Below are 21,380 nucleotides of genomic sequence, written 5' to 3' on the forward strand. Positions count from 1 at the left end.
GAATGCGGTGGCCGCGTCGGGCTCGTACGGTGAAGAGGCGAATCCGAACCCCCGAAGCAGCAAGGGAAGGCGGTCCAGCCATGGCCACTGCTTCTGACACACCCGTCCTCGACACCCTCGCCGCGATGACCGTCGACTCGATCGAGCGGTGCGGCCTGGACGACGAGACGCTGATCCTCACCAGGCTCGCCGCCCTCGTCGCGATGGACGCACCCCCGGTCTCCTACCTGGCCCACATGGATCCCGCGATCAAGGCGGGCATGACGGCGGAGCGCCTCCAGGACGTCCTGGTCGCCATCGCCCCCGTCGTGGGCACCGCCCGCGTCATGTCGGCGGCCGGCCACCTCGCCGAGGCCTTCGGCTTCGCCATCGCCCTGGCCGAGTCGGAGGCGGAGTCCATCGCCCGCGCAGAAACCAAGAGCCGATCCGGCTCCTGACTCCCGCCGTACGGACGAGGGCGCCCCTTCCGGCCCGGAACCCGCCCCGGCTCGCGTTCTGGGCCGGGGTTTTTCGCCGGACGCATGGCGGCGTGACTCGGTCGTGCACTCGATGCTCGAAACCGAAACCGAGTGGAGGCCCTGACGTCCGACGTCCGGCTCGCGTTACGGCCCCTCGGCCTCCAGTTCCCGCCGTGCTCTGTGGGCCTCGTCGGTGTCGGAGACGGTGGGGTACTGGGGGTCGAGGTGCCGTAAGGGTGTGGGCGAGTACGGCCGCGGTGCAGATGCGTGCGAACCACTTCCGGTCCGCCGGTACGACGTGAGCGCGCCCCGTGCGCGGCGTTCGACCAGGATCGGCACGAAGGCCCGCACCCTGGCCTCCCGGAACACCTCGCACGCCTCTTTCACCGCCGCCTCGACGACAGCGGCGTCGACGGAGTCGTAGGCAAGGACCAGGCGTCGCACCACGTCCTGGACGGCGTCGAGTTCGTTCCGCCCGTTCAGCCCGCGCATGGCCCTCGACCTCCCCGCCTAGGAAGCGGAGTACGTCCACCATTCTCCGGCCACCCGGGCATGATCGCCCCCGGGGAGGCGGCGGGAGGGGCTCAGGCCGGGGGTCGGGCGGTGGCCCGGGCCGCGGCGGCGAAGGCGGTGATCAGGGCGGGGTCCTTGATGCCGCGGCTGCGCTCGACCCCGCTGGAGACGTCGACGCCCCAGGGGCGGGCGGCGGCGACAGCGGCCCGTACGTTGTCCGGGGTGAGACCGCCGGCGAGCAGCCACTTCTCCCCGGGCCCGGGGACGGCCGCCGCCGCGCCGGACCAGTCCCAGGCGACCCCGGAACCGGGCACGGGGGCGTCGAGAAGCAGCAGGTCCTCGCCCAGCTCCCCGCAGCGCGGCGGTGCCGCCTCGCCGAACGCGGCGGCCCGGATCAGCGTCCAGCCGCCGGCGCCCAGGTCGTCGTAGTACTCACGCCCCTCCGAGCCGTGCAGCTGGACGGCCCGGATCCCCGCCTCGCCGGCCAGGGCCCGCACATCGGGCAGGGGTTCGTCGCGGAAGACGCCGACCGTCAGGACGTGCTCGGGCACGCGCCGGCACAGGCGCGCGGCCGTGGCGGCGTCGACCTGGCGCGGACTGGCCGAAAAGACGAACCCGACGGCGTCGGCCCCGGCCTCGACGGCCGTGTCGACGTCCCGCTCGGTCCGCAGCCCGCAGATCTTGATGAACAGGGAGGTAGTCGTGTCGTTCACGGTCCCAGCTTGCCGCATCCGCCCCGGCTCAGCGCCACGCTCCCGACAGCCGCCGGTTGACGACCGCGCTGAGGACGCGCACACCGTGCGTCGAGCCCGGGTCGATGCCGGTGAGCTCGCGGACCCGGCGCAGCCGGTAGTCGAGGGTGCGGGCGTGGACGTTGAGGGCCGCCGACGCGGCGCCGCGCTGCATGTCGTGCCGGTAGTACGCGTCGAGCGTGACGAAGAGGTCCGGCCCCGGATCCAGCCGCCGCGCCACCGTACGGAGCCAGTCGTCGGCGAACGGCGTCCCTGCGACGGCGAGTTCGACGAAGACGTCCGCCACGGTGTGTGCCCGCATCCGCGCGGACGCCGGCCGCAGCGGGGCCGCCCGGCTGATCCGCCGCGCCTGTTCGAGGGCGTCGCCGAGCCCGTCCGCCGGCCCGGAGGCGGTGCCGGCGGCGCAGGGCCGGCCGAGGGCCTCAGCGAAGTCCCGTACGGCGTCGGAGAGCCGGGACTCGTCGGGCTCCGCCTGCTGGAGCGGTCCCAGCGCGATCAGCTCCCCGTCCCCGCCCCCGCCCTCCGGGTCCCACAGGACCGGCATCTGATGGGTTTTCACCAGCGCCTCGAGTTCGCCCTCCAGGCCGGGGTCACCGGCCATGGACAGGCCCGGTACCCGGATCACCGTCACCGCGCAGCGCTCGGGCACCTCCATGCCGACGGCCGTGGCGAGTTCCGCCGCGAGGGGCTCGGCGTCCAGCAGCGAGCGGACCAGCAGGGCGGCCTGTTCGGCGTACGGCATCCGGCGGCGCAGCGCGGTGACGAACCCCCGGCTGTAGGCGACGATGCCGCGCTCTCCCTGCGGGGCGAACCAGGTCATGATCCGCATGAGTTCGTCGACGTCGCCGCCGCCGCGCTGCGCCACGGTCGCCTCGTTGATGTCCCGGAGCATGAGCTCGGTGTGCAGCCGCAGTACCCGCTGCCGTGAGTCCAGTGACATTCCCGCCGCGGCCCGTGTCTCGCCGATCGAGGCGATGTATGCGAGGTCGTCCGCGCTCAACGCGTCGTTGTCCGGGGAGAGATCGATGGTTCGGCGGCGCAGCCACACCGAGTACTCCATCGTCTCGTCCCGCGCCCGGCGGCTGCGGCCCAGGATCTCCAACTCCGGGATCTCCCGTGTGTACGCCTCGACCTCCCGGCGTGCGTTGGCCGCCGCCTGCCGGGACAGTTCCAAGAAGAGGCTCCCCATGCCCGCGATCATGGCATTCCGATTCGGCGACCGAAAGCCGAAATCAGGACGGCGCGTTATCACTCCGCATAAATGGCGGGCAGGTTTTTCTACGGCCCTTTTGTCATGATGCGCAAAATTCCCGGATCGAGGCGTTCTCCGCCCCCGTTTCCGTTGTGAGGGAACTGCGGACTGGGCTTAATAGGAGCCGCATACGACCGCTCATTCAGTTCGTTCAGCTCGTTCAGTTCGTTCAGTTCGTTCAGCTTGTTCAAACGGGAGGGAAACAGCGATGAAATCCTCTACCGGAAAGAGAATCGCGGCGGCGGGAGCGGCCCTGGTCACCAGTACCGCGCTGATGCTGGGCGTGCCGAGCAGCGGCTCGGCCGCCGCGGCCACTCCGAGCCTGCGCGCGTTCGGGATCACCGGCGACGGCACGTTAATGGCCATGTTCACCACCGACCGTCCGAACGTGCTCGACTGGGTCAGGGCCGTCACCGGTCTGGTCGGCGACACGAAGCTGGTCGGCATCGACGTCCGGCCCCAGGACGGCCTGATGTACGGCGTCGGCGAAAGGGGCGGCATCTACACGATCAAGACCCCGCCGGCCACCACGGACGTGGTCGTCACCAAGGTCTCCCAGCTCCAGGTCACCCTGTACGGCACGAACTTCGACGTCGACTTCAACCCGGCGGCCGACCGGCTGCGGGTGATCAGCGACCAGGGCCAGAACCTGCGGCACAACCTCAACGACCACACCACGGCCTCGGACGCCACCCTCACCACCCCGCCGGCCGGGACGGCCACGGGCGTCTCCGCCGCCGCGTACACGAACAACGACCTCGACCCGGCCACCGTGACCACCCTGGTCGACATCAACACGGCCACGGACCAGGTGGTCCTCCAGTCACCGGCGAACAACGGCACGCTGGCCCCGACCGGCGCGCTCGGCATCGACGCCGGCGCCAACGCGGGCATGGACATCTTCAGCTACCTGACCAACGGCAAGACGACGTCCGTCGCCGCCTTCGCTGCCCTCACCCCGTACGGCGCGAGTACCCCCTCCCTCTACAGCGTCAACATCATCACCGGCGAGGCGACCCCGATCGCCCAGTTCCCCCTGAACATCACGGACCTGGCCATCACCCTCTCCGGCACCTGATCCCGTCCACCGGGCCCGGCGGCGGGGAGCGAAGGGGGGGACGAACGGGGAAGCGACCCCCCTTTGCCGGGCCCGGTGGTACGGCTCGAACCACGCGCCCGACCGGTCAGTGGTACGCGAGTGTGGGGTACCAGTCGCCGCGCCCCTGCGGGGTGAGGTCGAGGATCTGCCAGACGGGCGCGTAGAGATCGATGCCGCGCTCGTCGATGTCCTCGGCCAGGCGCGGATGCACGGAGTAGCGGTGCCGGACCGCGCCGTCGCCGTCACGGGTGAAGACGGAGATGGTCGAGTCCTGCCATCCCTCGTCGTCCTCGCTGCCCAGGTCGTACTTGAACGTGCTGTCACCGCAGCTCAGCAGCCGCAGCCGGTGCCAGCCCCGGTCACGGGCGTGCCGGCGGAGGGCGGGCAGCCCGGCCGCCGCCGCGACGGCCAGGTCGGCGTTGCGGGTGACATGGTGGGCGACGCCGTTGAAGCCGTCGAGCCACAGGGTGCACATCGGACAGGGCTCGGTCTGGAGCTTGCCGAACATCAGGTGGTAGACGATCAGCGGCCGGTCCGGCGCGGAGAACAGCTCGCCGAGCCTGACCTCTTCGACCGGCGCGTCGCCCGCGTCGAGGTCGGCGGGGCCCTCGAGGAAGACGTAGTCGTCGAGGACCGGCCCCGGCGGCAGCGCCCGCCGCCGCGCCGCGACCTCCTCGCGGTGGCGCATCAGCTCGATCTCGGCCCTGCGCAGTTCCTCACGGGCGTCGAGGTACTCCGCCGTCTCCCCGGTCAGCCGGGTCTGCCGGATCTGCCGGATCTGCTGCCCTGCCATCGCAACCTCCTGGGGTGAGCGCTGGTGATCGCTTCCCCCCCCCTGCTTGCGGGCCACTTCCGAGTCTACGGCGGCGGCGCGGCGGACTCCCGGGCCTGGGCGCCGAGGGCGCGCAGCACGAAGGGCAGCAGCCGGTCGGCCATGGCCATGGCGGCTTCCGGCGGCACCCGGTCCGGGTCCCGCGGAGTGATCAGGAAATGGCTGAGGACGGGCCCGACGACGAGATCGCCGAGCACGGCGAGCGCGCCGGGTACGCCGGGGTCGTCGTCCACCGGCGGGATCTCCCCCCGGGCGACCGCGCGGGCCACCGCCTCCTCCACCCTCCGGTGGACAGGTGCGAGGAAGGTGCTCCCGAGGGCCTCGGCGAGGGCGTCGTTGTGCGCGGCCTCGCCGACGAGGGCCCGCATCAGCCGCCCGCTCTCACCGGTCAGGCTCGCGGCCTTGTCCCGCAGCAGGGTCCGTAGATCACCCTCCAGGCTGCCGGTGTCGGGCTGCTGCACCAGTTCCTCGGCACGGGTCGCGGCCGCCGCGATCACCAGCTCCTCCTTGGAGGACCAGCGGCGGTAGAGCGTGGCGGTGGAGACGCCGGCCCGGGCCGCCACCGCACCGGTGGTCAGCCCGCCGTAACCGCTCTCCGCCAGCACGGCGAGGGTGGCCTCCAGCAGCGCCCGGTCCCGCCCGACGTCCCGGGGCCGCCCCCGGCGCCGCTCCGGCACGTCAGGCATCGGTGCGTTCGGTGCGTTCGGTGAGCGGGTGGCGGCCATGCCCCCGAGCATACCCAATACGAAACGAAAGGCTTCCGTTTCGCATATGGTCCGGTCATGCCGACCCAGCACACAGCCGTCGAGGCCCCGGAAGCGACGCTCTCCCGCCTCCGCGCCACCTTCACGACGGGCCGCACCCGCCCCACCGCCTGGCGCAAGGCCCAGCTCCGCGCCCTGCGCGCCCTCCTGACGGAGAAGCACGAACTCTTCGCCGACGCCCTGCGGACGGACCTCGGCAAGAGCGCCACCGAGACCCACACCACCGAGACCGGCTTCCTCGTCAACGAGATCGACCACACCCTGCGCCACCTCGACCGCTGGCTGAGCCCCCGCCGTATCCCCGTCCCGCTGGCCCTCGCCCCGGCCCGCGCCCGGACGGTACGGGAACCCCTGGGCACCGTCCTGGTCATCGCCCCCTGGAACTACCCGCTCCAGCTGTCCCTGGCACCCCTGGTCGGCGCGCTGGCCGCCGGCAACTGCGCGGTGGTCAAGCCCAGCGAACTGGCCCCCGCGACCTCGGCCGCACTGGCCCACTGGCTCCCGCGAGCCCTGGACCCGGAAGCGGTGGCGGTCGTGGAGGGCGGGGTACCGGAGACGACAGCGCTCCTCGACCTCCCCTTCGACCACATCTTCTACACCGGCAACGGCACGGTCGGCCGCATCGTGATGACCGCCGCGGCCCGCCACCTCACCCCGGTCACCCTGGAACTCGGCGGCAAGTCCCCGGCGGTCGTCGAACCCGGGACGGACCTCGCGACGGCCGCCCGCCGCATCGCCTGGGGCAAGTACATGAACGCCGGCCAGACCTGCGTGGCCCCCGACTACCTCCTGGCGATAGGCGAGACCGCCACGGAGATCGAGCCGCACCTCACCACGGCCATCCACGAGATGTACGGCCCCTCCCCGGCCGCGAGCCCCGACTACGGCCGCATCGTCAACGACCGCCACCTCGACCGGCTGCTGGCCCTGCTGCCCGACGCCGGCCGCGTGGTCACCGGCGGCGAACACGACCGTACGACCCGCTACCTGGCCCCCACGGTCCTGGCCGACGTACCCGTGGACACCCCCCTGATGCGCGACGAGATCTTCGGCCCGATCCTCCCGATCGTCCCCGTCCCGTCCCTCGACGCGGCGATCACCTTCATCACCGGCCGCCCCAAACCCCTGGCCCTCTACGCCTTCACCGCCTCCCGCCGCACCAAGCAGCGCCTGACGGCGGAAACCTCCTCCGGCGCCCTCTCCTTCGGTGTCCCCAACGCCCATCTCACCGTCCCCGGACTGCCGTTCGGCGGCGTCGGCGCGAGCGGCCTCGGCCGCTACCACGGCCCCCACTCCCTCGACGCCTTCAGCCACACCAAGGCGGTCCTCGACAAACCCCTCCTCCTGGACACCCTCCGCCTGGCCTACCCACCCTTCACCACCCGCAAGGACCGCCTGCTGCGCCGGATCCTGTAAGCCTGCCGAACAGCTGTGCGGCGGGCAGGAAACGCCGGTCCTTCGCCACCGGTGCCAAGGCGGCGCTGTCATCGCAGGTGGTGGCCGGGGTGATCTGCTTCGGCGGCAACGGGGGCAGGGTGTACGCGGTGCCGGCGGACCACGGTGGATGAGGACGGCTCCTCGTTGTCCGCGGTGCGGTGGGCGCGTTCGATGTGCTGTCCCCAGTACGTTCCGGCGACCATGAGCGTCGCTCCCAGGCCGGCGAGGACGGTGAACTTCTCGCCGCCGAGGCCGATACCGGCCGCGACCGCCCAGACCGGTTCGGTGCCCAGCAGCAGACTGGCCCGGCTGGCGGAACTGCGCTGCACCGCCCAGGTCTGGGCGAGGAAGGCGAACACGCTGCAGAACAGGGCGAGGTAGAGGAGCTGCCCCCAGGCGGGAGGACCGAGATGGGTCAGCGTCGGCAGACCGCTCGCGGCCGGTACGGCGAACAGCGCCGAGCCGACGACCATCTGCACGGCCGTGAGCTGCAACGGCCGTACGGCGCGGCCCTTCGTGAGCCGCCCCACGAGGACGACGTGCACCGCGCGCACCACCGCGGCGGCGAGCATCAGCAGGTCGCCGGTGCCCGGGGCGTGGAAGCCGTTGCCGCCCATGAGCAGGGCGACGGCCAGCAGGCACACGCCCGTCGCGGCGTAGAAGCGCGCGGGCAGCCGGCCGGAGTCCGGACCCACCATGCGGTCCAGCAGAGGCGTGAGCACGATGGTGAGGCTGATGATCAGCCCCGCGTTGGCCGCGCTGGTCTTCGCGACGCCGTACGTCTCCAGCACCAGGACGGCGGCCTGGGTGACCCCCAGCAGTGCCCCGGCCCGGAGCTCGTCCCGGGTGCAGCGCCCCCGGAGGGCGACGAGGACGAGACAGGCGAGCGCGGAGAGCGCGTAGCGCGCGAACAGCACCACCAGGACGGGCAGGGCCTGGGTGGCCGTCTTCGCCGCCAGATAGCTGGAACCCCAGACGACGGCAACGAGGAGAAGCACTGCGTCAGTGCGGCGAACGCCGAGGACATCGATCACACCGCCTACGGTGCACCGCCGCCAATCTGAAGCCAAGGACCAGCTTCTTCATCGACCCTTAAGCATCACTGCACGGTATCCCTACACTGGGAGGGTGAACGAACGGCAGTTGCAGATCCTGCGGGAGCTCGGTGAGCTGGGCAGTGTCACCGCGACGGCCGAGGCGCTGCTGATGACCCCCTCCGCGGTCTCCCAGCAGCTACGGCTGCTGCAACGCTCGATCCCCGTCCCCCTGACCGAACGCGACGGGCGGCGGCTGGTACTGACCGATGCCGGACAGGCCCTGGCCGAAGCGGCGATCGAGGTGGAGACGGCGCTGGCCAGGGCGCGGCACACCATCGACGAGTTCGTCGACCGGCCGGACGCGGAGGTGTCGGTGGCGGCCTTCCACAGCGCCGCGTCGACGTTCTTCCCCCTGCTCCTCGGCGGGACCGAGCCCGGGCACCCGCGGTTCTCGTTCGCCGACGAGGACGTCACCCAGGACCACTTCCCGCGGCTGACCCGGGAGTACGACCTCGTCCTCGCCCACCGGCTCGACCAGGCGCCGCCGTGGCCGTCCTCGGTCACCGCCGTCACCCTGCTGCGTGAGCCGCTCGACATCGCCCTGCCGGCCGGCCACCCCCTGGCCGCCAAGCGGCGCCTCACCCCGCGGGACGTCGCGGACCATCCCTGGATCACCGTTCACGACGGCTTCCCGCTGCTGGCCGTCATCGACGCGATCTCAGCCGCCGCGAACCGGCGGCTCGACCTCGTCCACCGGGTCAACGACTTCGCGGTGGCCGCCGAAGTCGTCGCCGCCGGCGGGGGTCTGGCCCTGATGCCCCGGTGGACCACCCGTCCGCACCCCGCGCTGGTCCTCCGGCCGCTCAGCGGCGTGCACACCCGACGCCACATCGACGTGCTCCACCGCCCCGAACGCACCGCCCGACGGGCCGTACGCACCGCACTCACCGCACTGCACCGCGCGGCGGCGGAGATCCAGACCCGCACCGGCACACCCCGCTAACATCCCCCCATGGCATTACGTCGGAGGCATGACAAGACCAGGTTCGGCAGCCTCGACACGCTTCCCCGGGATCCGCGAGCCGACGAGTATCCGATGCCCGTCGTGCCGTACGGCTGGTACGGGGTGCTGCGGAGCGGTGAACTGCGCGCGGGGAAGGTCGTCAGCCTGCACTACTTCGGCAGGGCGCTCATCGCCTTCCGCGGGGCCGACGGACGGGCGGCCGTGCGCGACGCGCACTGTCCGCACTACGGCGCGCATCTCGGCGCCGGCGGCAAGGTCGTGGACGGGACGGTGCAGTGCCCCTTCCACGGCTGGCGGTTCGGGCCGGACGGCCGGTGCGTCGAGGCGCCGTTCGCGGTACGCACACCCAAGGTGGCGCTCGGCGGCTTCCCGGTGCGGGAGCACAGTGGGCTCGTGTTCGTGTACGTGGGTCCCGGGGAGCCCGAGTGGGAGGTGCCCGAGATCCCGGAGACCACGTCCCGGGACTTCTCCTCGCCCGTCGACGACACCTGCCGCGCCCGGATCCACATCCAGGAGATGCGCGAGAACATCGTCGACGAGTCGCATTTCCACTTCATCCACGGCCAGAGCGAACCCCCCGTGCAGGAGTGGCGGGCCGACGGGCCGTTCGCCGAGGCGCGCGGGCGGATCCGGCGGCGCGTGTTCGGGTGGGACATCGACAACACCTTCGACGCGTTCATGTACGGGCCGGGGGTGATGGTGGTGCGGACCCACGGCCCGGCCCTCTCCGTGACCGCCGTCGCGCTCTCGACCCCCGTCGACGACACCACCGGCGAACTGCGGATGCTGTACTACCTCCGGCATCCGGGCCGCGCCGGCCGCCCCGTCCGCTTCCTGACGCCCGCGCTCAAGCTCGTCTTCCGCGCGGAGGCGCTGGGCGAGGTGCGCGAGGAGGTACGGATCTGGGACCACAAGGTGCATCAGCCGCGCCCGGTCCTGCTCCCCCACGAACAGGGGATCCGGCAACTCCGGCGCTGGTACGCCCAGTTCTATCCGGCCGACGACGCTGTGACTCCCTCTGCGGCATCCGGACCACCGCCACCGTCGTACGGTGCGGCGGAGCCCCGTCCTCCTCGTCGTCCCGCAGGATCAGCGCCGACTGGCGCTCCCTGAGTTCATGAAGACGGCGAATCCCATGGCGCCGGTCTCCTCGACGGCAGTGGTGTTCCCAGGCTCTTGGCCAGCTCTCCTCGGGTGGTGACGCCGAGTTTGGCGTAGGCGCGGTGCAGGTGGTTGTCGACCGTGCGCACGGAGAGGGTGAGAGCCCGGGCGATGTCGTTGCTGGCGTTGCCGACCGCCGCGAGCAGGGCGATCTCCCGTTCGCGGACGGTGAGCGGAGCCGTCGCCCGGGCGGTGGCCAGCAGTGGTGTACGGGCGCCTTCGCAGCGGGCCACCGCCGTGGCGGCCCGCCGGCCGGCGGCCGAGGCGCGGCGCGGCTCGCCCGCCCGGTGCCAGGCGACCGACGCGGCCACCGCCGCCTCGGCCGTGAGCAGATCGGCGCCGACGGCCTCGCAGGCGTCGGCGGCCCCCAGGAGCCGGCCGGGGTCGTCGGCGGTGAGCGCCTCCGCCAGCCGGGCCCGGGCGGGGGCGAGTTCGCCGTCGCAGCTCCGGGCGAGTTCGGTCAGCCGGTCCGTGACCTCCTTGGCGCCGCCGAGCCGGGCGACGTCGGTCAGCAGCAGCGCCTCGCCGGTGCGATGACCGGTGGCACGGGCGGTGCGGGCGGCGGCGGTGAGGACGGACCGGGCCCGGCCCAGATGCCCGCGGGCGGCCAGCAGCCAGGCCTCGCCCAGGCGTTCCTCGCCGGCGGACAGCAGGCCCGGCGCCAGCAGGGGCAGCGTGCGGTGCTCGGCCAGCGCCGTCTCGGCCGCGTCCAGGTCGCCGAGTACGGCCGCACAGGCGGCGAGTCCGGCGAGTACCGGGCGCAGGGCCATGGCGTGGTCGAAGGTACGGGCCAGCGCGGCGGCCTCGGCCCACCAGCGGCGGGCGGTCGCCGGACGCCCGGCCAGCCACTCCGTACGGCCGAGCAGCACCGCCATCCAGACCCGCACCACGGAATCGGCGGCGACCAGTTCCGCGAAGGCCCGCTCGCCCACCCGGCGCGCCTCGGCCGGGCACCCCGCCTCGGTGAGCGCGAGGACGAGCGGAATGCGCTGGAAGGCGGGATGGGAGGCCAGGGCGAGTTCGTCGACCTGCCGGTGGGCGGCGTGAGCGCGCTCCGCCCAGATCGTGGCCTCGCGGCTACGGCCCACCAGGGCCAGCCCGGCGGGCTTCATCCAGGCCCCGCGCAGCCAGGCGTCGACGTCGGAGGCGTCCCGGACGTCCGTCTCCAGGTCCTCCAACAGGGCGAGCCCCGCGGCGGGTTGGCCCGCGGCGATCCGCATGAAACCCTCGTTGATCTTGAGCTTGCGGCGGTCGGCCGGATGCGTGATGTGGGAGAGGGCCGCGTCGTTGACCGCGAGCGCCTCGGCGACGGGGGCGTTGCTCCACAGCAGGTTCGTCGTACGGACCAGGGCGACCGCGAGTTTCTCCCGCTCACCGCGGGCCAGCGCGTCGGCCCGGGCGAGCACCGCCTCGGCCTCGGTCCAGCGGCCCATCTCGAAGAAGGCGTCGCCGAGCATCGAGCGGGTGGCGATGGTGTGGTGGTCGTCGGGTACGGCCTCCAGGAGTGCGACGGCCTGGGCGTAGTCGTGGGCGTGACGGGCCAGCACCGCGGCCTGGACGAGCAGGGCGGGGTCGGCCGTGCCGGTGGCGCCCAGCCGCCAGGTCGCGATGCGCAGCAGATCGCCCCGCCGACGGGCGCCGCGGGCCTCGGTGCGGGCCGCCTGGTCCAGTAACAGGGCCCGGCGGCGCAGCACCGGCAGCCCGGCGCGCAGCACCTCGCCGTACAGGGGGTGGGCCAGGGACACGGTGGTGCGCCGCCGGTCCTGCGTCACCCGGATCAGCCCGGCCTGTTCCAGACCGGCCACCACGCGCGACGGCGCGAGCGCCTCGGCGTCGGCCAGCGGCAACGGCTCGCACAGCGCGAGCAGCTCCAGGACGGGACGCCCCGCGGAGTCGGCCCCCGCCAGCCGCGCCCCGATCACCTCGGCAAGCCGCACGGTACCCGCCAGCCGATAACCACCCCCTTCGACCGACCACGCGTCGCCCGCGGTCCCGGAACCGGACGCATAAGCCCGCCGTGCCTCGCCGGCCAACCGAGGGCCAGGCACTTCAGCCCCCTGCGCCCCGCCGACCGAACGGAAGCCGGGCGCTTCAGCCCCCTGCGCCCCGCCGACCGAACGGAAGCCGGGCGCTTCAGCCCCCTGCGCCTCGCCGGCCGAACGGGAACCGGGCTCTTCACCCCGCCGGACCTCGCCCGCCGAACGGGAACCGGGCGCCCCGCCGGCCGAACGGGAACCGAGTGCATCAGCCCCCCGCACCCCGCCCGCCGAACAGGAGTCGCGCGCTTCACCCCGCCGGGCCTCGCCCGCCGAACGGAAGCCGGGCGCTTCAATCCCCCGCACCCCGCCCGCCGAACGGGAACCGAGCGCATCAACCCCCCGCACCCCGCCCGCCAGCCCGGAACCGACCGCATCAGCCCCCCACACCCCGCCCGCGTCGGCCGACCGGGGCCCGCCCGGCAGGCGGCCCTCGCGCAGGTGCCAGATCTCCCCGTCCTCCGCGAGATCCCCGGTGGTCAGGGCGCCGAGGACCAGTTCGCGCAGGTACAGCACATTGCCGCCGCTCGCGGCCGACAACTCGTGCACGGTGTCCCGGGCGACCGGTCTGCCGAGCGCGGCCTGCAGCAGCTCCGCGATCTGCTCCGGGCCCAGTTCGGTCAGGTCGACCCGGTACACCGTGTCGCCGCCCGCGAGCGCCGCGACGGCGTCACCGTACGGCTCCCCGGTACGGACCGTGCCGATCAGCCGGACGGCCCCGGTGTCCATCAGCTGCCGGAGCAGCACCGCCGAGGCGGAGTCCAGCAGATGCACGTCGTCGACCAGCAGCACGCGCCGGCGCCGCCCGGGCCCCGCGGCGAGTTCCCTGGCGACCGCGGCGAAGCCGGCCACCGGGTCGGACAGGTCCACCCCGGCGGGCAGCAGGTGCGCGATGGCACCCAGCGGCACCGCGCGGGCCACGGCGGTCGCCGTGGCCCGCCCCACCTTGAACCCGTCCGCCGCGGCCCGCTCCACGCACTCCTCGGCCAGCCGGGACTTGCCCACGCCCGCCGCTCCGGCCACGAAGAACCCCCGGCACTCCGGGTCCGTCAACGCCGCGCGGAACGCGTCCAGTTCCGGCTCACGTCCCACCAGCGGCCAACGGCCGCCCACCCACTCCCGTACCCGCACCACGGCTCCCCCCGAAGGACATGACACGCAAAAAGCCCGTCATGTCACCGTAGGGAGAAGGGATGGAGCAGACCAACCGGCGCGCTCGCCGGCACCCGGCGGAAAGAGGAAATACCAAGGCGGCCAAGGGAGTTGATCACGTCATGACTCAAGGCCCCGCGCCCCGCGCACTGTCCGGCGACGCCCTTTCCGAACTGCTCGGCAGCCAACGGTTCGGCACGCTCGCCACCGTCCGGAGCACCGGCCACCCCCATCTGACCACCATGGTCTACAGGTGGGACGCCGACGCCCGCATCGCGCGGTTCTCGACGACGGCCGACCGCGTCAAGCTCCGGCACCTGAGCCGCGACCCGCATGCCGCGCTGCATGTGCGGGGCGACGACGTGTGGTCGTTCGCCGTCGCCGAGGGAGAGGCGGAGGTCTCCGAGGTCACGACGGTCCCCGGTGACGCGGTCGGACGGGAGCTGCTGGGGATGATCCCGGCGGACGCGAGGCCGGCGGACGAGGAGCCGTTCCTGGCCCAACAGGTCGCCGAACGCCGGGTGGTCGTCCGGCTGAAGGTGGACCGGCTGTACGGAACGGCGCTCGACATCGACGGCTGACCGGCCGGGAGTCCACGGCACAGGACCCTCAGCCGGAGTCCCGCATCGGGTCGGCGTCGGCGTACCGCACCAGTTCGAGGAAGCGGGCGTCACCGACCACCGCCAGCAGCTCCTCGCCGCTGACCGGGGCGGAGACCGTGGCGTCCGTGTCCGGGTCGACGGTCAGGGAGACATTGCTGTCCCCGTAGGAGAAGAACGCCGCGGTGGCCGTGGTCTCCGCCGAGTCGGCGACGACACGGAACGCCGTCGCCTCGATACCGCCGGGCAGCGTGGCCCGCTCACAGCCTCCGACCGCGAGACCGACGGCCCCGGCCGAGCAGGGCGTCGAAGCGGACCCGTCTCCGGACGGCCGTACGGAGAAGATGATCGGGAACACCCTCCCGGCCTCGGTCTCCCCCTGATAGCGGCGCACCGTGCTGTCGACCGGCCGGATCAGACCCACCGCGTCCGGCAGCAGTTCGTCCAGAAGGACGGCCGCCCGCTGCTGGAACTCCTCCTGCCGTTTCCGCTCGGCGGGCGGCAGGTCGGCCATGGTCCGTTGGGTGTCGTCCGTGGGTTCGACGTGGACCGGCGTCCGGAACGCCCGGACCCCGGCCGGGTCGGGCGACTCGCTCGGGGTGGGGCTGCCGCTCGCGGCGGGACCGACCGTCGTACCGCCGTCGGTCCCGCCCGGCAGCGTCACGGCGCCGAGCACCACCGCCCCGGCCACACAGACGGCTCCGGCGGCGACCGCGAGACGGGTCCGCGCCCTGCGGCGCCGGCCCTGGGTGACCGCGGGGGGCACCAGGTCGTGCAGCGGCGGCAGTTCCGCCACCGTGCGTTCCATCGCGTCCCGGACCAGCAGGGCGTTCCGGCGGTCGGCTTCGGGCATGTTCTCTCCCATGGCGGTTCCTCAGCTCCCTGCGGTGTAGATATGGGCATCGCCCAGTTGGGCGCGCAGCTTCGCCAGAGAGCGTGAGCACTGGCTCTTGACCGTGGACTCGCTGCACTTCAGCAGTTCGGCGACCGACTCGACGCTCTGGTCCTCCCAGTACCGCAGCACGACCATGGCGCGGGCCCTGGGCGGGAGCCCGGCCAGGGCCGCGAGCAGGGTCACCCGTAGGTCGGCGTGCTCGGACGCGGGCCGGGGGTCGGGGCGCGAGTGCGCCAGCAGATCGCGCAGCCGGCGCCGCCGTTCGGCCAGGTAGGTGCGGGTGAGCACGGTCCTGGCGTAGGCGTCGACGTGGTCGGCGGCGCTCGCCCGCCGCCAGTGCTGGAACAGCTTGGCGAGCGTGGTCTGGGTCAGGTCCCGGGCCGCGTCCGGGTCCCCGCACAGCAGGTACGCGGTCCGGTACAGCCGTCTCTGGCTCACGCGGGCGAAGGCCTCGAAGCTCTCGGGTCTCCGGGAGCCCGCCGGCTCTTCGGAGCCCCGGCCGTTCTCCGGCATCTGCTCTCCTCTCCGGGCCCTGCCATGAGGCCCTGTCCTGTCACCCCTCTCCTGAGCGCTGCCGCCCGCCAAAGGTTGAAACCGAATTCTCCGGAACGTACGGGTGCGGAGAAGGCCCCGGCCTCCCCCGCACCCGCCGCTCCCTGCTACAAGGTCACCCGGCTGCCGCCCAGCGTCACCACCAGCTGCCCGCCGGAGGCGAAGGACCAGCCGAGCGCGCCGCCGTAGGAGGAGGCGCAGCGGGAGCCGTTGGTCCCGGTCCAGAACTGGTTGGTGGTGTCGGCGTCACCGACGGTCTTGTCGTTGGAGCCGCTGACGTTGAAGCGGCAGGAGGTGTTGGTGCGGAACACCGAGGTCCCCGCGTCCCAGGAGTAGTTGCGGGTGGCGTTGTCGATGCTCAGGTTGTTCGAGACGGCCATGGAGCCCGGGTTGCTGTTGTACGTGAACCCGTGCTTGCCGTTGCGGTAGGCGATACTGCGCCGCACCACATGGTTGACCGCGATGTCGTCGCCGCCCAGCTTGTAGCCGTTGCGGTCGCCGTTGGAGTTCACGGTGCCGTCGGAGAGCGTGCCGTTGCCGTACGCCAGGGAGTCCTCGATGGTCACCGGGCCGATGGCCCCCGTGTCCGTCTTGGTGTACAGGTCCCAGCCGTCGTCGATGTTGTTGTGCGAGACGGAGTAACGGAAGACGTTCCCGGTCCCGGTGGTGAGTTTCGCGGCGAAGCCGTCGGCGTCCTCGCCGTCGGAGTCGGCGTTGTCGTGCGACTCGGCGGAGAGGATCAGGTTGTCGGAGGGCCACTGCGCGGCGGGCGTGCTGGAGGAGATCCGGCCGAGCTGGAGCCCGGTGTCGCGGTTGTAGCGGGTCACCGTGCGCTCGATGACGTTGTGGCTGCCGCCGACGTAGATGCCGTTGTCACCGGCGCGTTCGACGACGATGCCCTGGACGTGCCAGTACGAGCCGTAAAGCTGGAGCCCCCGGTTCGACGAACTCTCGCTCTGCGCCGAGAAGTTGAGGACCGGGGTCTCGCCGGGGTAGGCGGACAGGGTGGTCGGGGCGGCCGAGGTCCCGTTGCTGGTCTGCGGGACGGTGACCGTCGAGGAGTAGCTGTACGTGCCTCCGCGCAGATAGATCGTGCCGCCGGCGGTGACCCGGCTGATCGCCGAGGTGAGCGTGGTCGGGGCGGACTGTGTACCGGCGGCGCCGTCGGTGCCGCTCGGGGAGACGTAGATCGCGCCGCTCGCGGGGGGTGTGGTGCTGTCGGTGGTCGTCGCGTCGACGTAGTCGACGTTGGGCAGCCCGTCCGCGGTGGTGGGGTTGAGGCGGATGGTGTTGCTGCCGGCGTTCAGCGTCACGGTGAGCGTCTTGGTGACCCAGGTCGACCAGGCGCCGGTGGCCTCGAAGGACGGAGTCTGCACGGTCGTGCCGTTGACGACGAGCGAGGCCGGGCGGGCGGTGGTGGCGCCGTTGGCGAAGCGGACGTTCAGGGTCGCGGTGCCGGCGGTGGCCGCGTTCACGGTGAACTGGGCGTATCCGCTGGTCGCGTTGGTGCCGTTGCAGAATCCGCTGCCGGAGTAGCCGGTCCAGTCGGAGTCGATGGTGCCGGTGCAGACCGCCGGGGAGGTCTCGGCCTCGTGGCGGACGGTGGCGGCCTGGGCGGGGGCGCTGCCGGCGAGCGCGACGAGAGTGCTCGCCAGCAGACCGGTGCAGGCCAGTGCGGGTCTCACGTGAAGCACATGACGCATCGTTGATCTCCATGTCCAGAACGACGGGCGGGCGCGGGTGCGGATGCAGGTGCGGGTGCGGTGCCGCTGCGGCCGGGAAAGAGGTGCGGAGAGAGGTGCGGAGAAAGGTGCGGAGAGAAGTGCAGAAAGCGCTTTCTCCGGGGAAGTTAGAACTGTCGCCCTGGACACGTCAATGGACGTGTACATGATTTCTGTTCACATGGATGGACGTGTACGATGGGCCGATGTCGTCGATCAAGCAGTTCCAGGTCACCTTCGACTGCGCGGAACCTGAGCGCGTCGCTCGTTTCTGGTGCGAGGTGTTGGGGTACGTCGTACCGCCGCCACCGGAGGGCTTTGCCACTTGGGACGATTTCGATCGTTCACTGCCGCCCGAGCGTCAGGGTGCGGCGTTCGCCTGCGTTGATCCCTCAGGTGTCGGCCCGCGACTGTTCTTCCAGCGCGTCCCCGAAGGCAAGGTCGTCAAGAATCGGGTGCATCTCGACGTGCGGGTCGGCACCGGGCTCGTGGGCGAAGAGCGCGTCGCCGCACTCGAGGCGGAATGCGCACGACTGGTCCCGCTCGGCGCGGTACGCGGGCAACTCCTGCGTGCCGATGGTTTCAACGAGTCGTGCCTCGGGATGCAGGACATCGAGGGCAACGAGTTCTGTCTCGACTGACCGACCGACGGACGGCCAGCGGACGGCCAGTACGGCCGACTCCTCCTCCGCGTACCAGGAGTGGTCGCTGACGGGGACGAGGAGGGCGGTCCGCTCCTCCCCGTTCACCCATTGGGCACGCTCGTCGCCGCGCGGGTGCACGCCCCACTTGATCTCGACGGTCTCGCTGCGCCGCGGATCGCCGGCGTCCTTGAAGTGACCGAGCAGCGACCCCGGTCGAGGGCGGCGTCCGACCTACGAGCCTACGGTCGTACGGTCCTGCGGGGCTCGGTCCGCCTGCCCAGCAGGCCCAGTTCGTGCAGGAACGCCTCCGCGAGGAGATCCGCGTCCTCGGTGCCGGAGTTGGTGGCGACGCTCAGGGTGTGGCCGCGGGAGCAGCCGCCGAGGCCGAAGGTGACGGTGTCGTCCGGCGGCACCATCGGGACGACGGTGACCCGCCGCAGCGCCCGGCCCGCGAGGGTACGGCCCGACTCGCGGAGATGGACGTAGGAACAGGCCGCAGGAGCGTAGTCGGCGGCGAAGAAACGCCCCCGGGCCAGCGCCTGGGTCACCGCGGGAAACGCCGCGAAGGCACTCTCGGTCACCTTCTCCGCGGTGCGGCGCGGCCGGGTCTCGGTGGTCAGCAGCCCGGTGCAGGCGGCGAGCCGGGCGGCCGGGTCGGCGAGGTCCACGGGCGCGGGCACCCGGACGTTGGTGAAGGCGTTGCCGAGGAAGTCGCCGTGCTCGGACGGCCGTTGGTCGACCGGCACGGAGAGCCAGACCCGCCGCGCGCCACCGGAGTCCCCCCAGTCGCCCTCCGCCGTGAGCAGACAGGACCGCAGCACGCCCGAAACCGCCGCCAGAAACACCTCGTTGGTCGTGGCCACCCGCCCCGCCGCAGCTGCCGCAGCCGGAGCTGACGCGGCCGAACCCTCCGCCGCCGGACCGGCCCCCGGACCCGCCGTGGCCGGGCCTTCCTCCGCACCCACCGCCGCAGCGCCCGTTCCCGCTACCGCACCCGCTCCCGCCGCGCGGGCGGCCCGCAGCGCGCCGGCGGGCAGGTGTACGACGGTGTACGCCGGCGCCCGTTCCCCCTTGCCCGGCAGCGGTACCGCGAGGCCCGCCGCCAGCATGCCCGGACCGCCGACCGCCGTACGGCGACGGGTGCGGGGCTCGGCCAGGGACGCGGGGACGTCGACCTGCGGCGCGCCGTCGAGAAGTGCCCGCAGCAGGGTGGTCAGCGACCGTCCGTCGAGCAGGCTGTGGTGCATCCGGAAGAGGAGCGAGAACTCACCGGAGCCCGTCGTCGCCCCGCGCAGCAGATGAAGCCGCCAGGGCGGCGTCCCCGGCGGGAACGGGGCGTGGAACCACTCCCCCATGGCCTCCCGCAGAGTGACGTCCTCCCTCCCGACCTGCGCGGCCGGGTCGAAGCCGGCGCCCGCCCGCCACCGGTGCCGGCGTCCCCCCGCGACCAGCTCGTGCGCGAGTCTCGGCAGCCCGCCCCACCGTTCGGCGACCAGGGTCCGCAGTTCGTCGGGGGTCGGCGGGGTGCCGGTGAAGTCCAGGGCGATCCCGGCGTGGGGCGGGCCGAACGGCCAGCGGGCCATGCCCTCCTCCATGAAGGGCAGACGCGTCGATCCGGGCATGTGACTGCTCCTGTCGTGGGGTCTGGTACCCCAACGGCCCAGTACCACCACCAGTCACGCTGTCAACGCTCCACACCCTCGCCCTCCCCGATCGAGTGACCTTTCAACGGGTGACGGTCACGGACCGGTCCGGCGGGTCGTTGTGCAGAACCGCGCACTCCAACGCACCGCACAGGACAGGACATACGCAACGTGTCTGGCACGAGACCCGCTCATATCGCCGTCGTCAACCTGCCGATGCAGGGGCACGTCAACCCGACCCTGGGGGTGGTAGGGGAACTCGTCCGGCGGGGCCACCGGGTGACGTACGCCATCACGGAGGACTTCGTACACCCGGTGAAGGCGGCGGGCGCCGAACCGGTCCTCTACCCGGTCGGCGACGGCGACGGCTCGCGGCCCCCGGAGCCCCCGGAACGCCTCGCCGAGGGCTTCGCCCTGGCCGTCCAGGCCTCCCTCGGCTCCCTCCCCGCCCTGACCCGCGCCTACTCCGCCGACCGCCCGGACCTGATCGTCTACGACGTCTACGGCTTCGCGGGCCTCGTCCTGTCCGAGCAGTGGCGGATCCCCACGGTCCTCTTCTCCCCCACCCACATGTTCTACGACGGTGTCGTCCCGGAACTCTTCGACGGCGCCCCCGGCCTCGCCGCCCTCCCCGGCTACGCCGAACTCGCCGCCGCCTTCGAGGAACGCGGCCTGGACAGCTCCCGCATCCACGAGATCGAGGCCCCGGTCCACGCGGTCGCCACGCTCCCGTACACCTTCCAGCGCCTCCCGGAGACGGTGGCGGCCCGCAACGTCGCCTACGTCGGACCGGCCCTGGACGACCGCACCTACCAGGGCACCTGGCATCCGAAGACGGACGCCCCGGTCCTGCTGATCTCCCTGGGCTCCCAGTTCACCTGCCGGCCGGGTTTCTACCGGGCCTGTGTGGAGGCGTTCGCCGACGGCGACGACCACGTCGTGATGTCGGTGGGCCCGCGGGTCGCTCTGGACCAACTGGGCCCGCTCCCCTCCCACTTCGAGGTGCACACGCACGTGCCCCAGCTCTCCGTGCTCACCCACACGGACGTGTTCGTCTCGCACGCCGGCATGGGCGGCACGATGGAGGCACTGCACCACGGGGTGCCGATCGTCGCGGTCCCGCAGATGTCGGAGCAGCGGGTGAACGCGTCCCAGATCGAGGCCCTGCACCTGGGCGCCCACCTCCCCCGCGAGCAGGCCACCCCGGAGGCCCTGCGCGAGGCGGTATGGCGCGTGAGGTCGTCCCAGCAGATCCGCGCCGGAATCTCGGCCCTCCGGACCGAACTCGCCCACGCGGGAGGGACGAAAGCGGCGGCCGACCTGATCGAGTCAGCGCTCGGAGGAACCCGTTGACCCCCGCACTGGCCTCCGCGGCCACGGCCGCCCCCGCCGTCCGTCCGCACCTCTACAGCCGCCAGGTCCGGATGAGCGACCTTGACTCCTTCAACCACGTCAACAACGTCCGCCTCCTGGAGATGATCCAGGACGCCCACATGGACCTCGTCTACGTCCAGCGGGCCCGCCCCGGGCAGGAGATCCGCCCCAGGATCGTCTACGCCCGCCACGAACTCGACTACACCGAGCCGTTGGCCGCCCAGCCGGAACCGGTCACCATCCGCACCACGGTCACCTCCGTCCGCCGCGCCTCCTTCCACCTGGTCAGCCATGTCACCCGGGGCCCGCGGATCTACTGCACCTGTCTGAGCACCCTCGTCGCCTACGACCTCGCCGCCCGCTGCTCCCGCCGCCTGGACGAGGAGGAACTGGAGATCCTGGCCCGCCACGCGGCGACGGACGCGGACGCCTGAG

The 21,380-nt window shown here is 72.4% G+C and carries 20 protein-coding genes and 2 pseudogenes; 9 read left to right on the plus strand and 13 right to left on the minus strand.

Annotation, left to right across the window (positions count from 1 at the left end; all coding sequences use genetic code 11):
- Window positions 1-80 precede the first annotated feature (80 nt).
- Window positions 81-437, plus strand: a complete 357-nt coding sequence (locus ACFPIH_RS46830; RefSeq protein ID WP_381177208.1) for a carboxymuconolactone decarboxylase family protein — start codon at window positions 81-83, stop codon at window positions 435-437.
- Between the two features lie 165 nt (window positions 438-602).
- Here ACFPIH_RS46830 and ACFPIH_RS46835 read toward each other — a convergent pair whose 3' ends face one another.
- From ACFPIH_RS46835 to ACFPIH_RS46845, 3 genes are all read right to left on the minus strand, one after another.
- Window positions 603-950 carry a three-helix bundle dimerization domain-containing protein gene (locus ACFPIH_RS46835; protein ID WP_381177211.1) on the minus strand — a complete coding sequence of 116 codons (348 nt, stop codon included), beginning with the start codon at window positions 948-950 and terminating at the stop codon, window positions 603-605.
- 92 nt (window positions 951-1,042) lie between these two features.
- Window positions 1,043-1,702, minus strand: coding sequence for a phosphoribosylanthranilate isomerase (locus tag ACFPIH_RS46840; protein ID WP_381177214.1), 660 nt, complete (start codon window positions 1,700-1,702; stop codon window positions 1,043-1,045).
- 10 nt (window positions 1,703-1,712) lie between these two features.
- Window positions 1,713-2,912, minus strand: a complete 1,200-nt coding sequence (locus ACFPIH_RS46845) for a PucR family transcriptional regulator (RefSeq protein ID WP_381177217.1) — start codon at window positions 2,910-2,912, stop codon at window positions 1,713-1,715.
- Window positions 2,913-3,183: 271 nt separating this feature from the next.
- On the opposite strand from ACFPIH_RS46845, the gene ACFPIH_RS46850 reads away from it, so the two are divergent.
- The gene (locus ACFPIH_RS46850; RefSeq protein WP_381177220.1) at window positions 3,184-4,053 is read left to right on the plus strand and encodes a DUF4394 domain-containing protein; all 870 of its coding nucleotides are present in this window, start codon (window positions 3,184-3,186) and stop codon (window positions 4,051-4,053) included.
- A 106-nt stretch (window positions 4,054-4,159) separates the two neighbouring features.
- On the opposite strand, the gene ACFPIH_RS46855 is transcribed toward ACFPIH_RS46850, so the two are convergent.
- Together ACFPIH_RS46855 and ACFPIH_RS46860 are read right to left on the minus strand one after the other, a co-directional pair.
- The gene (locus ACFPIH_RS46855; protein ID WP_381177223.1) at window positions 4,160-4,867 is read right to left on the minus strand and encodes a DUF899 family protein; all 708 of its coding nucleotides are present in this window, start codon (window positions 4,865-4,867) and stop codon (window positions 4,160-4,162) included.
- 65 nt (window positions 4,868-4,932) lie between these two features.
- A complete protein-coding gene (locus tag ACFPIH_RS46860) occupies window positions 4,933-5,631 on the minus strand; it encodes a TetR/AcrR family transcriptional regulator (RefSeq protein WP_381177226.1) in 699 nt (232 codons plus the stop codon).
- Between the two features lie 57 nt (window positions 5,632-5,688).
- Between ACFPIH_RS46860 and ACFPIH_RS46865 the strand changes: the two genes are divergently transcribed.
- Complete coding sequence (locus tag ACFPIH_RS46865; RefSeq protein ID WP_381177229.1) at window positions 5,689-7,086, plus strand: aldehyde dehydrogenase family protein; 1,398 nt, start codon at window positions 5,689-5,691, stop codon at window positions 7,084-7,086.
- A gap of 68 nt (window positions 7,087-7,154) precedes the next feature.
- Here the strand turns inward: ACFPIH_RS46865 and ACFPIH_RS46870 are convergent, their stop codons facing one another.
- The gene (locus tag ACFPIH_RS46870; protein ID WP_381177232.1) at window positions 7,155-8,105 is read right to left on the minus strand and encodes a DMT family transporter; all 951 of its coding nucleotides are present in this window, start codon (window positions 8,103-8,105) and stop codon (window positions 7,155-7,157) included.
- Between the two features lie 130 nt (window positions 8,106-8,235).
- Between ACFPIH_RS46870 and ACFPIH_RS46875 the strand changes: the two genes are divergently transcribed.
- Both ACFPIH_RS46875 and ACFPIH_RS46880 read left to right on the plus strand, forming a co-directional pair.
- A complete protein-coding gene (locus ACFPIH_RS46875) occupies window positions 8,236-9,147 on the plus strand; it encodes a LysR family transcriptional regulator (RefSeq protein ID WP_381177233.1) in 912 nt (303 codons plus the stop codon).
- A 93-nt stretch (window positions 9,148-9,240) separates the two neighbouring features.
- Window positions 9,241-10,101 (plus strand): annotated as a pseudogene (locus ACFPIH_RS46880) (Rieske 2Fe-2S domain-containing protein); the annotation flags it as partial.
- Here the strand turns inward: ACFPIH_RS46880 and ACFPIH_RS46885 are convergent.
- Window positions 10,016-10,300 (minus strand): DUF6191 domain-containing protein, encoded by a 285-nt coding sequence (locus ACFPIH_RS46885; protein ID WP_381177322.1) that lies wholly within the window; start codon window positions 10,298-10,300, stop codon window positions 10,016-10,018. The pseudogene ACFPIH_RS46880 and the gene ACFPIH_RS46885 sit on opposite strands and share 86 nt — an antisense overlap.
- A complete protein-coding gene (locus ACFPIH_RS46890) occupies window positions 10,284-13,496 on the minus strand; it encodes an AAA family ATPase (RefSeq protein WP_381177236.1) in 3,213 nt (1,070 codons plus the stop codon). Before ACFPIH_RS46890 ends, ACFPIH_RS46885 begins: the two co-directional genes overlap by 17 nt.
- Window positions 13,497-13,639: 143 nt before the next feature.
- On the opposite strand from ACFPIH_RS46890, the gene ACFPIH_RS46895 reads away from it, so the two are divergent.
- Entirely contained in the window at window positions 13,640-14,098 is a 459-nt protein-coding gene (locus tag ACFPIH_RS46895) for a TIGR03618 family F420-dependent PPOX class oxidoreductase (RefSeq protein WP_381177239.1), read from the plus strand.
- A 28-nt stretch (window positions 14,099-14,126) separates the two neighbouring features.
- On the opposite strand, the gene ACFPIH_RS46900 is transcribed toward ACFPIH_RS46895, so the two are convergent.
- From ACFPIH_RS46900 to ACFPIH_RS46910, 3 genes are all read right to left on the minus strand, one after another.
- Window positions 14,127-14,981: a hypothetical protein gene (locus ACFPIH_RS46900; RefSeq protein WP_381177242.1), complete on the minus strand. Its 855-nt coding sequence runs from the start codon at window positions 14,979-14,981 to the stop codon at window positions 14,127-14,129.
- A gap of 9 nt (window positions 14,982-14,990) precedes the next feature.
- The gene (locus tag ACFPIH_RS46905) at window positions 14,991-15,524 is read right to left on the minus strand and encodes a SigE family RNA polymerase sigma factor (RefSeq protein WP_381177245.1); all 534 of its coding nucleotides are present in this window, start codon (window positions 15,522-15,524) and stop codon (window positions 14,991-14,993) included.
- Window positions 15,525-15,670: 146 nt separating this feature from the next.
- Window positions 15,671-17,266, minus strand: a complete 1,596-nt coding sequence (locus tag ACFPIH_RS46910; RefSeq protein WP_381177248.1) for a carbohydrate-binding protein — start codon at window positions 17,264-17,266, stop codon at window positions 15,671-15,673.
- Between the two features lie 224 nt (window positions 17,267-17,490).
- On the opposite strand from ACFPIH_RS46910, the gene ACFPIH_RS46915 reads away from it, so the two are divergent.
- Window positions 17,491-17,925 (plus strand): VOC family protein, encoded by a 435-nt coding sequence (locus ACFPIH_RS46915; RefSeq protein ID WP_381177250.1) that lies wholly within the window; start codon window positions 17,491-17,493, stop codon window positions 17,923-17,925.
- A gap of 6 nt (window positions 17,926-17,931) precedes the next feature.
- Here ACFPIH_RS46915 and ACFPIH_RS46920 read toward each other — a convergent pair.
- Both ACFPIH_RS46920 and ACFPIH_RS46925 read right to left on the minus strand, forming a co-directional pair.
- Window positions 17,932-18,155 (minus strand): annotated as a pseudogene (locus tag ACFPIH_RS46920) (signal peptidase I); the annotation flags it as partial.
- A gap of 12 nt (window positions 18,156-18,167) precedes the next feature.
- Complete coding sequence (locus ACFPIH_RS46925) at window positions 18,168-19,550, minus strand: wax ester/triacylglycerol synthase domain-containing protein (protein ID WP_381177252.1); 1,383 nt, start codon at window positions 19,548-19,550, stop codon at window positions 18,168-18,170.
- Between the two features lie 192 nt (window positions 19,551-19,742).
- Between ACFPIH_RS46925 and ACFPIH_RS46930 the strand changes: the two genes are divergently transcribed.
- Both ACFPIH_RS46930 and ACFPIH_RS46935 read left to right on the plus strand, forming a co-directional pair.
- Entirely contained in the window at window positions 19,743-20,924 is a 1,182-nt protein-coding gene (locus ACFPIH_RS46930; RefSeq protein ID WP_381177254.1) for a macrolide family glycosyltransferase, read from the plus strand.
- Window positions 20,921-21,379 (plus strand): acyl-CoA thioesterase, encoded by a 459-nt coding sequence (locus ACFPIH_RS46935; RefSeq protein ID WP_381177257.1) that lies wholly within the window; start codon window positions 20,921-20,923, stop codon window positions 21,377-21,379. Before ACFPIH_RS46930 ends, ACFPIH_RS46935 begins: the two co-directional genes overlap by 4 nt.
- Window position 21,380: the final 1 nt, after the last annotated feature.

The organism is Streptomyces vulcanius (genome assembly GCF_042653945.1).
Taxonomy (GTDB): domain Bacteria; phylum Actinomycetota; class Actinomycetes; order Streptomycetales; family Streptomycetaceae; genus Streptomyces; species Streptomyces mangrovi.

What these genes read in the sequence shown, in the direction of transcription:
- ACFPIH_RS46905 (WP_381177245.1), bottom strand. Translation starts at nt 15,524, where the DNA reads ATGCCGGAGAACGGCCGGGGCTCCGAAGAGCCGGCGGGCTCCCGGAGA.
- ACFPIH_RS46860 (WP_381177226.1), bottom strand. Translation starts at nt 5,631, where the DNA reads ATGGCCGCCACCCGCTCACCGAACGCACCGAACGCACCGATGCCTGAC.
- ACFPIH_RS46835 (WP_381177211.1), bottom strand. Translation starts at nt 950, where the DNA reads ATGCGCGGGCTGAACGGGCGGAACGAACTCGACGCCGTCCAGGACGTG.
- ACFPIH_RS46850 (WP_381177220.1), top strand. Translation starts at nt 3,184, where the DNA reads ATGAAATCCTCTACCGGAAAGAGAATCGCGGCGGCGGGAGCGGCCCTG.
- ACFPIH_RS46855 (WP_381177223.1), bottom strand. Translation starts at nt 4,867, where the DNA reads ATGGCAGGGCAGCAGATCCGGCAGATCCGGCAGACCCGGCTGACCGGG.
- ACFPIH_RS46900 (WP_381177242.1), bottom strand. Translation starts at nt 14,981, where the DNA reads ATGGGAGAGAACATGCCCGAAGCCGACCGCCGGAACGCCCTGCTGGTC.
- ACFPIH_RS46915 (WP_381177250.1), top strand. Translation starts at nt 17,491, where the DNA reads ATGTCGTCGATCAAGCAGTTCCAGGTCACCTTCGACTGCGCGGAACCT.
- ACFPIH_RS46865 (WP_381177229.1), top strand. Translation starts at nt 5,689, where the DNA reads ATGCCGACCCAGCACACAGCCGTCGAGGCCCCGGAAGCGACGCTCTCC.
- ACFPIH_RS46830 (WP_381177208.1), top strand. Translation starts at nt 81, where the DNA reads ATGGCCACTGCTTCTGACACACCCGTCCTCGACACCCTCGCCGCGATG.
- ACFPIH_RS46845 (WP_381177217.1), bottom strand. Translation starts at nt 2,912, where the DNA reads ATGGGGAGCCTCTTCTTGGAACTGTCCCGGCAGGCGGCGGCCAACGCA.
- ACFPIH_RS46910 (WP_381177248.1), bottom strand. Translation starts at nt 17,266, where the DNA reads ATGCGTCATGTGCTTCACGTGAGACCCGCACTGGCCTGCACCGGTCTG.
- ACFPIH_RS46840 (WP_381177214.1), bottom strand. Translation starts at nt 1,702, where the DNA reads ATGCGGCAAGCTGGGACCGTGAACGACACGACTACCTCCCTGTTCATC.
- ACFPIH_RS46895 (WP_381177239.1), top strand. Translation starts at nt 13,640, where the DNA reads ATGACTCAAGGCCCCGCGCCCCGCGCACTGTCCGGCGACGCCCTTTCC.
- ACFPIH_RS46925 (WP_381177252.1), bottom strand. Translation starts at nt 19,550, where the DNA reads ATGCCCGGATCGACGCGTCTGCCCTTCATGGAGGAGGGCATGGCCCGC.